At 41.5% G+C, this 9,329-nt stretch carries 7 protein-coding genes and 1 tRNA gene; 7 read left to right on the top strand and 1 reads right to left on the bottom strand.

Annotated features, from left to right (window positions below; all coding sequences use genetic code 11):
* The 6 genes from LG34_RS15125 to nrdG form a co-directional block, all read left to right on the top strand.
* Window positions 1-879 (top strand): ABC transporter substrate-binding protein (locus LG34_RS15125; RefSeq protein ID WP_109216805.1); only part of this gene is annotated, 879 nt, incomplete at its 5' end.
* 219 nt (window positions 880-1,098) lie between these two features.
* Window positions 1,099-2,556, top strand: a complete 1,458-nt coding sequence (gene gltX / locus LG34_RS15120; RefSeq protein ID WP_109216804.1) for a glutamate--tRNA ligase — start codon at window positions 1,099-1,101, stop codon at window positions 2,554-2,556.
* Between the two features lie 581 nt (window positions 2,557-3,137).
* Window positions 3,138-5,315, top strand: coding sequence for an anaerobic ribonucleoside-triphosphate reductase (gene nrdD / locus LG34_RS15115; protein ID WP_109216803.1), 2,178 nt, complete (start codon window positions 3,138-3,140; stop codon window positions 5,313-5,315).
* A 239-nt stretch (window positions 5,316-5,554) separates the two neighbouring features.
* Window positions 5,555-6,223, top strand: a complete 669-nt coding sequence (locus tag LG34_RS15110; protein WP_109216802.1) for a hypothetical protein — start codon at window positions 5,555-5,557, stop codon at window positions 6,221-6,223.
* 72 nt (window positions 6,224-6,295) lie between these two features.
* The gene (locus LG34_RS15105) at window positions 6,296-6,472 is read left to right on the top strand and encodes a DUF4250 domain-containing protein (protein ID WP_109216801.1); all 177 of its coding nucleotides are present in this window, start codon (window positions 6,296-6,298) and stop codon (window positions 6,470-6,472) included.
* 30 nt (window positions 6,473-6,502) lie between these two features.
* A complete protein-coding gene (gene nrdG / locus LG34_RS15100) occupies window positions 6,503-7,036 on the top strand; it encodes an anaerobic ribonucleoside-triphosphate reductase activating protein (protein WP_109216800.1) in 534 nt (177 codons plus the stop codon).
* Between the two features lie 108 nt (window positions 7,037-7,144).
* Here the strand turns inward: nrdG and LG34_RS15095 are convergent.
* Window positions 7,145-7,224, bottom strand: a tRNA-Leu gene (locus tag LG34_RS15095).
* Between the two features lie 380 nt (window positions 7,225-7,604).
* Here LG34_RS15095 and LG34_RS15090 point away from each other — a divergent pair.
* The gene (locus tag LG34_RS15090; protein ID WP_109216799.1) at window positions 7,605-9,257 is read left to right on the top strand and encodes a Na/Pi cotransporter family protein; all 1,653 of its coding nucleotides are present in this window, start codon (window positions 7,605-7,607) and stop codon (window positions 9,255-9,257) included.
* Window positions 9,258-9,329 lie beyond the last annotated feature (72 nt).

The following is a 9,329-nucleotide window of genomic DNA, read 5'->3' as shown; positions in this document are numbered from 1 at the left end:
GAGGAAGCAACGACACCGGAGGAAATGTATTCCAAATATATGGCGAGTACGATTCCATATGATCTGGTCTGTTCTTCCGATTACATGGTAGAGCGTTTTATCGAAGAGGGTGAGGCGGAAGAAATCGATTACAGCAAAATGCAGTATATCGATAATATTGGTGATCTTTACTGGGAAATGTCCAAATCTTATGATCCGGAACTCAAATACAGCGTTCCGTATTTCTGGGGAACCGTAGGTATCTTGTACAACACAAATATGGTGGATGAGGAGATCACAAGCTGGGACAGTCTGTTTAACGGAAAATACGCCGGAGAGATTATTATGCAGAACAGTATCCGTGATGCGTATATGTGTGCATTGAAATATAAAGGATATTCTCTGAACACAACAGATCGTAAGGAACTGGACATTGCACAGAAGCTGCTGATCGAGCAGAAACCGGATGTGGAAGCATATTTCGTAGATGAAGTCCGCGAGGAGATGGTTGCCGGAAATGCGGCATTAGCTGTCTGCTATTCCGGTGAGGCATATTTAGCCAACGATTATGATGAAGATCTGGAATATGTCGTTCCGGAGGAGGGCTCCAATGTATGGTTTGATTCCTGGACAATGATGAAAAAAGGAGAAAACCATGAGGGTGCACTGAAGTTCCTGGATTTCCTCTGCAGAGAAGATATTGCGATGAAAAACTTTGAGGAAATCTATTATCCGACACCGAATACAGCAGTATACGATCAGCTGGATGAGGAGACAAAGAATGATCCGTTGATTTTCCCGAGTGAGGAGACACTGGAAAAATGTGAGGTATACAAAGCATTGGATGCGGATACCACAGCATATTACAGTCAGCTCTGGAAAGAACTTAAGACAAGCTGACGCTTGCAGGCAGGATACTGACAGGTATCCTGTTTTTTTCTCTTGTGGAAATATCCTGTTTGCGTTATAATAGGAACGCTTATGGAATGAAGAAAACGATTCAGAAAAATTTATCAGTTTGTGTGATTCAAAATCATGTGTAGATTTTACTAGCATATGAAGATAAACTGAAAAAGTTGGATGTTGAATCGAAATAAATATACAGAAAGAGGTAGAGTTATGGCTAAAGTCAGAACAAGATTTGCACCGAGCCCGACAGGCCGTATGCACGTTGGTAATCTGCGTACCGCTTTGTACACATATCTGATCGCAAAGCATGAGGGCGGAGATTTTGTATTAAGAATAGAAGATACTGACCAGGAGCGTTTCGTAGAAGAAGCACTGGGCATCATTTACCGTACACTGGAAAAAACAGGTCTGATCCACGATGAAGGACCGGACAAAGATGGCGGCTATGGTCCGTACATCCAGAGTGAGCGCTGCAAGAGCGGTCTTTATCTGGAATATGCAAAGAAACTGATCGAAAAAGGCGAGGCATATTACTGCTTCTGCGACAAAGAGCGTCTGGATTCTTTAAAACAGAACATCAACGGTAAAGAGATCAGCGTTTATGACAAACATTGTCTGCATCTTTCCAAAGAAGAAATCGAGGCAAATCTGGCAGCAGGAAAACCGTATGTTATCCGTGCCAATGTACCGAATGAAGGAGAGACAACTTTCCATGATGAGATTTACGGAGACATTACACAGCCAAACTCTGAGCTGGATGACATGATCCTGATCAAATCCGACGGATATCCGACTTACAACTTTGCAAACGTTGTAGATGATCATCTGATGAACATCACACACGTAGTCCGTGGTAATGAGTATCTGTCTTCCGCACCGAAATATACAAGACTGTATCATGCCTTCGGATGGGAAGAGCCGAAATACATCCACTGCCCGCTGATCACAAACGAAGAACATCAGAAACTGAGCAAACGTAGCGGACATTCTTCTTATGAAGACCTGATCGAACAGGGATTTTTATCTGAGGCAGTTGTAAATTTTGTTGCACTGCTTGGATGGAGTCCGGTAGACAACCGTGAGATCTTCTCCTTAGAGGAGCTGGTGAAAGAATTTGATTATCATCACATCAGCAAATCTCCGGCCGTTTTTGATATGGTAAAACTGAAATGGATGAACGGCGAGTACATCAAAGCAATGGATTTTGATGCATTCTACGAGATGGCAGAGCCGTACATCAAAGAAGTGGTACATCGTGATTGTGATTACAAGAAGATCGCTCAGATGGTAAAAACACGTATCGAGATCTTCCCGGATATCAAAGAGCATATTGATTTCTTCGAGGCAGTTCCGGAGTACGATGTAGCAATGTATACACATAAAAAGATGAAAACAAATGCAGAGACATCTCTGGCAGTTTTAAAAGATGTGTTACCGTTACTGGAAGCACAGGAAGATTACAGCAACGATGCCCTGTATGCAATGCTTAGCGGTTATGTAAAAGAAAACGGATACAAGAACGGTTATGTAATGTGGCCGATCCGTACTGCACTTTCCGGAAAACAGATGACACCGGGTGGAGCAACTGAGCTGATGGAGGTACTTGGAAAAGAAGAGTCCATCGCACGTATCAAAGCTGCTATCGAAAAACTGACAGCAGAAGCATAAGAAAAATGAATATCATACCAGATGTTGTGTCATGGAAATATGACACAGACAGTTTGGTTATCAGATCTGACATCAGGGGAGGGGTAAGAGTACCTGATCACGACGGAACTCTTTCCCTCTCTTTTTGTGCGTAAAAACCTCTGTTTTTGAGGAATAGGTGTGTAAAAAAATGCACATACAAGATATAGTATTGATATTTGAAAAACATTTTTTGTCAATTGTGCAAAGTGCTATTTTTGCATTTTGAAATTTTTTGAATTAAATGGAAAAAGTTGCGAAAAAAAGGCAGTATTCTGAGTGATTTCAAAAAGTCAATACGTTAACTGAAATTTGTGGATATTGATAGAAAATCACTAGATGTAGGATTTGCAATTGAAAATCAACACTAGATATTGTACAATGGTCAAGAACGGTCCTCCAGAGAAGAAGACAGGGCTTCGAAAGGGATCAACAGGATCGTTATAATAGAAATTCAACTGTTTGGAGAGAAAAAAGGGTTGGATGTTACTTGAGACAACTCTGAACAGCAGATGAACAAATAATAAAAGTAAGAGAAAAAGTGGTAAGAAAGGGCGAGTGGAATGAAGATTATTAAACGTAGCGGATCAGAATCGCAGTTTGATCTGGATAAGATTATTTCCGCAGTGATCAGGGCGAATGACAGTGTGGCAGAGACTGAGCGGATGAGCAAAGAGCAGATCGCAGTTATCGGAGCCAATATGCGTACGATTTGTGAAGGCATGAATCGTGCACTGAGTGTAGAGGAAATTCAGGATCTGGTAGAGAATCAGATCATGAACCAGAGAGCCTTTTCTGTAGCGCGTAACTATATCACCTACCGATATAAGAGAGCGCTGGTGCGTAAGTCCAACTCAACAGATGAGCAGATCTTAAGCCTGCTTGAGTTTGACAACGAAGAAGTAAAACAGGAAAACTCCAACAAAAACCCGGCAGTTAACAGCGTACAGCGTGACTATATGGCGGGAGAGGTAAGTAAAGATATTACAAAACGTTTCCTTCTGCCGGAAGATATCGTGGATGCACATGAGAAAGGTCTGATCCATTTCCACGATGCTGATTATTTTGCGCAGCATATGCACAACTGCTGTCTGGTAAATCTAGACGACATGCTGGAGAACGGAACCGTGATCAGCGAGACAATGATCGAAAAACCACACAGCTTTTCTACTGCATGTAACGTAGCAACACAGGCGGTTGCACAGATCGCAAGTTCTCAGTACGGCGGACAGAGTATTTCCCTGTCCCATCTGGTACCGTTTGTACAGGTAAGCCGTGAGAAATATCAGAAAGAAGTTGCTTACGAATTCGAGCAGAGTGGTATCGAAGCAGATGAAGAGACAATCAATAAAGTAGCAGAGCTTCGTGTACAGAAAGAAGTAAAACAGGGCGTTCAGATGATCCAGTATCAGGTGATCACGCTGATGACAACCAATGGTCAGGCTCCGTTTATCACGATTTTTATGTATCTGAATGAAGTTCCGGAAGGACGCACCAGAGACGATCTTGCAATGGTTATTGAGGAAGTGTTAAAACAGCGTATTCAGGGTATCAAGAATGAAAAGGGTGTTTATATTACACCTGCATTCCCGAAACTGATCTACGTTTTGGAAGAAGACAACATTCATGAGGACAGCAAATACTGGTATCTGACAAAACTTGCTGCAGAGTGTACCGCAAAAAGAATGGTGCCGGATTACATCTCTGAGAAGATTATGTTTGAAAATAAAGTAGACAAAAACGGTGAGGGACATTGTTATCCGTGCATGGGATGCCGTTCCTTCTTGACACCGTATGTAGATCCGAAAACAAATCAGCCGAAATATTACGGACGTTTCAACCAGGGCGTTGTAACTGTCAACCTGGTTGATGTAGCGTGCTCTTCCGGCGGAAACATGGAAAAATTCTGGAAGATTTTTGATGAGCGTCTGGAACTTTGCCACCGCGCATTAGTTTGCCGTCATGAGCGTCTGGAAGGAACACCTTCTGATGTAGCTCCGATCCTGTGGCAGCATGGCGCACTGGCAAGACTGAAAAAAGGTGAGACCATTGATGAATTGCTTCACGGTGGATATTCCACAATCTCACTGGGATATGCAGGTCTGTGCGAATGTGTTCGTTATATGACAGGAAAATCCCACACAGATCCAAGTGCAACACCGTTTGCACTGGAAGTAATGCAGCATATGAACGATGTCTGCAACGAGTGGAAAGCAGAGCACAACGTAGACTTCAGTCTGTATGGCACACCGCTTGAGTCCACCACTTACAAATTTGCAAAATGTCTGCAGAAACGTTTTGGACTGATCCCGGGTGTAACAGACAAAAACTACATCACAAACAGCTATCATGTACACGTAACAGAGAATATAGATGCTTTTGAAAAACTGAAATTCGAAGCGCAATTTCAGAAGCTGTCTCCGGGCGGTGCGATCAGTTACGTGGAAGTACCGAACATGCAGCAGAATCTGGATGCAGTACTTGCAGTAATGCAGTACATTTATGACAACATCATGTACGCAGAGCTGAATACAAAGAGTGATTTCTGTCAGGTATGCGGTTACACTGGTGAGATCCAGATCGTAGAGGAAGACGGAAAACTGATCTGGGAGTGTCCGAACTGCGGAAACCATGATCAGGATAAGATGAATGTGGCACGTCGTACCTGTGGTTATATCGGAACACAGTTCTGGAATCAGGGAAGAACTCAGGAAATTAAGGAGAGAGTGCTTCATCTGTAAATTAGCAAAAAAGCCATGAAATTTCGGCCGAGGAAAAAAAGCCTTAAAAACTCTGAGATTTGTAACAAAAATAATAAATTAAAAAAAGACTGCTATGTAATTGTTGAGAAAGACGTTATATAACGGTCTTTCTTAATATATGTTAAAGAAAATCGACGGCTGTTGACAGGAGAAAAAGTGGAATGGTATGATTATTTTATAAAAATAGTAGGAGACGGTATGGGAAAAAGGAGGGGAGTATGAACAGCAGAAAAAAGGCGATAAAGGCAGTTATTATTGTATTAATTGCAGCAGTTGCATTTGGATATGGAACTTATACAACGTTACGTTCGGGTGTTTATGTAGGAGATGACTTTTTCTATAAAAAAAGTGATTCGCGGTATGAAAAGAACATTTCTAATTATATAGAGCAGACATCGGATCATGAATTTACAATTGTTTCTCACGATAAAAAACAGGAAGTTTCCTATGAGATAGAAAAGGAACAAATTACATTTTATTTTCCAGATCAGACTATATCAGGAAGCTGGGATACAGAGCAGAAAGAGTTGTATGATAACGGAGTGCCAGTACTCCAGAATGGAAACTTTGAATTTTCTGAAGATGGCGTGAATATTACTCCAGACATGGGACAGGAGCGTTGCAGTTACGCACTGTGCAGGATCATCTATAATGATCAGGAAACAATTTCAAAATGGTATATGAATATACTTGGACTGGTTTTGTATATTCTTGGAATTATCTGGGTGATGTATCCGGAAGAATGTTATTTCTTTTTGCGGAAGTGGCAGTATAACAACGGAGAGTTATCTGCGATGGGGCGTTTGTGGCAGCAGATTGGTGGCGGCATTCTGGCAGTATTTGGACTTTTTATTATGAGTGGTATGGCAACGATTCTTGAAAAATAGAATACCAAAAAAGAGCATATAGTATTATAATAGGGAATGATACAGAGACATAGATGCTGGAGGAATAAAACAATGAAATTACCAAAAGATCCTGTGATGCTTTTAAGCGTTGTAAATACAGATCTGAGAGACCATTATCCATCATTGGCAGAACTGGCAAAAGCGTATGGTGTAACAGAACAGGAAATTATAGATCAGCTTGCACAGATCAATTATGAATATAAGCCGGAGACAAATCAGTTCCGATAAGCTGTAGAGAGTATCTGGAGGGGATAGAACATGTATTATTGTAACATAAAAAAATCAGATATTGCGGACGGACCGGGAGTACGCGTAACCTTATTTGTGTCCGGATGTACGCATCATTGTGAGGAATGTTTTCAACCGGAGACATGGAATTTTTCCTATGGTCAGCCTTTTACAAAAGATGTAGAAGAAGAACTGATGGATGCATTGCAACCTGGATATGTGTCAGGTCTGACATTACTTGGCGGGGAACCATTTGAGCCGGAGCATCAGTACGTGTTGCTTCCGTTTTTACAGAGAGTGCGCCGTGAATTGCCGAAAAAAACAATCTGGGCTTACAGTGGCTATGTATACGAAGAACTGATCGGCAAAGAGAGCGGAACAGGGAGAGCACGCTGTGAGGTGACGGATGCGGTGCTTGCTTGTGTGGATGTGCTGGTAGACGGAGAATTTATGAAAGATAAGAAAAATATCAGTCTGCAGTTCCGAGGATCGGAAAATCAGCGTCTGATCGATCTGAGAAAAACCGAAGAAGCCGGTGAAATCGTATGGTGGGACGGAAAATAGAAGCTACATATATTCCGGTTGGAAGTTAGTTGCTGTCAAAATTGATGTCAAAACATAAAAAATAAGGGTTTTCGGGACTATGAAAAATGCCCGGAAACCCTTATTCTATGCGGATAACAGGACTTGAACCTGCACGGTCTCCCACCAGAACCTAAATCTGGCGCGTCTGCCAATTCCGCCATATCCGCAAAGTAATGAACGCGCTCTGGCGCGTCTGCCTACCATTGAACGTTAGTAGTTCAATGGTCATGAATTCCGCCATATCCGCAAAACTAAAAAATTTAGTCACAAATCGAATTATACAGAATACAAAACAAAAAATCAACCGTTACTTTCATTAAAATAATCATTAAAAATTGTGAAAAATTATGGTTCCGTAAATGGATAGTGATAAATTTGTTACTATTTATATATTTTACCTCTATTTTACGTTGAAAATTCTTATATTTTACCTATTTTCAATAAATTACGTTTAAGATAAAGACAAATTTACAATTTACTGTTAAAATAGATTCGTATGTAAAAATCTATTTACAATTTTTTTACGAATATTACGGAGGATAAATATATGTCTATAGTAGAAGTGTTTTCACTATTGGGTGGCGTTGGATTGTTCCTTTTTGGTATGACGATCATGTCCGCTGGTCTGAAAAATGCCTGTGGTGATAAACTCCAGACAATTTTGGAACACGCAACAAAAAACAAATTGATTGCAATTGCTGTGGGACTTGGTATGACGATACTGGTTCAGAGTTCTTCGGCTACGGATGTTATGGTTATCGGATTTGTAAACTCAGGTCTGATGAACTTGGGACAGGCGATCGGTGTTATTATGGGTGCCAATATTGGTACAACAATCACTGCACAGATCACAGCGTTTAACATCAGTACATTTACGCCGCTGCTTCTTTTTGCAGGTGCGATCATGTATCTGTTTATGAAAAATGATTTTGTGAAGCATGTAGGATCTGTCATCATGGGCTTTGGTATGTTATTCCAGGGTATTACCATGATGAAAGTTGCGATTCAGCCGTTATCCCAGAGTGAAGGATTTGTTTCATTCTTATCCACATTGAACAATCCGGCACTTGCAATTCTCTTTGGTATTGCATTTACGGCATTGCTGCAGAGTTCTTCTTCTTCAACCGTTATTTTTCAGGCGTTTGCCATTCAGGGACTGCTTAGCTACAACGTAGCTGTTTACCTGGTAATTGGTGCGGCAATTGGTTCTGTTACACCAAACCTGCTTGCAAGTCTGACTGCAAACAGAAACGGAAAGAGAGCGGCAATTTTGAACCTGCTGTTTAACGTATTCCGTGCGGGAATTCTGGTTGCATTGATCAATATCTTCCCAATCATACTGACAGGAATCCAGAGTCTGTCACCGAGCGATGTTGGACGTCAGGTGGCAAATACACATACGATTTTTGCAATTATCGCGGTTTTGGTGGAATTACCGTTTACAAACAAACTGATTTGGCTGGCAGAGAAGATTGTTCCGGTGCTTCCGGAGGAAAACCAGCAGTTAGAAGACCGCTCTTTGATTTATATGACACAGATGACAAAAGTGCCGGCTCCGGTTGCTTTGCGTCAGACACAGCGTGAGATTACACGTATGGGACATATCGCAGCTGACAATCTGAAACGTGCACTGGATTGCTTCTTCAATTACAGTACGTCAAAGGCAGCTTCCGTACGGTCTCATGAGGAGAGTGTCAATATCCTGAATCATCTGATTGCAGATGCCATGGTAGACCTCAGATCCCTGGATCTGTCACCGGAAAATATGCGTCGTGTGTCTATGATGACCATTGCGGTTACTGATATTGAGCGCTTATCCGATCATGCGGAAAATATTGTAGAGTACATTGAACAGATGAATGCGAAAAAAGCAGAAATGTCAGAGGCAGCCAGAAAAGAACTTCTGGATATGTCTCAGGATGCGTTGGATGCCGTTTATCTGGCGTTGGATATTTTTGAAAAAGATGATTACAGCAAGCTGGATCAGATTGAAATTCTGGAGCAGCATGTAGATGATCATGAGAAAGATCTCATTAATAATCACATTGAGCGTATTATGAACTCTATGTGTAATCCACTTGGTGGAGTTATTTTCTCCGATCTGGTTACCGATCTGGAGCGATGTTCCGATCATGCCATTAATCTGGCATACGCATTAAAAGAACGTCCATCTGAATTGGACGCACCGAAATTAGTGTAAATTTTACGGGTAATTGTGTGGTTTAAATTCAAGAATGCTCCGGCATTCTTGTTGCGAGGTGCGCGTCATGCA

Origin of the sequence: Eubacterium ramulus, assembly GCF_003122485.1 — a bacterium.
Taxonomy (GTDB): domain Bacteria; phylum Bacillota; class Clostridia; order Lachnospirales; family Lachnospiraceae; genus Eubacterium_I; species Eubacterium_I ramulus_A.
The sequence above is the reverse complement of the archived record's forward strand: the minus strand, read 5'-3'. Positions and strand labels throughout refer to the sequence as shown.

Coding starts and splice junctions, on each gene's coding strand:
- LG34_RS15105 (WP_109216801.1), top strand. CDS start 6,296: ATGAAATTACCAAAAGATCCTGTGATGCTTTTAAGCGTTGTAAATACA.
- LG34_RS15110 (WP_109216802.1), top strand. CDS start 5,555: ATGAACAGCAGAAAAAAGGCGATAAAGGCAGTTATTATTGTATTAATT.
- nrdD (WP_109216803.1), top strand. CDS start 3,138: ATGAAGATTATTAAACGTAGCGGATCAGAATCGCAGTTTGATCTGGAT.
- gltX (WP_109216804.1), top strand. CDS start 1,099: ATGGCTAAAGTCAGAACAAGATTTGCACCGAGCCCGACAGGCCGTATG.
- LG34_RS15090 (WP_109216799.1), top strand. CDS start 7,605: ATGTCTATAGTAGAAGTGTTTTCACTATTGGGTGGCGTTGGATTGTTC.
- nrdG (WP_109216800.1), top strand. CDS start 6,503: ATGTATTATTGTAACATAAAAAAATCAGATATTGCGGACGGACCGGGA.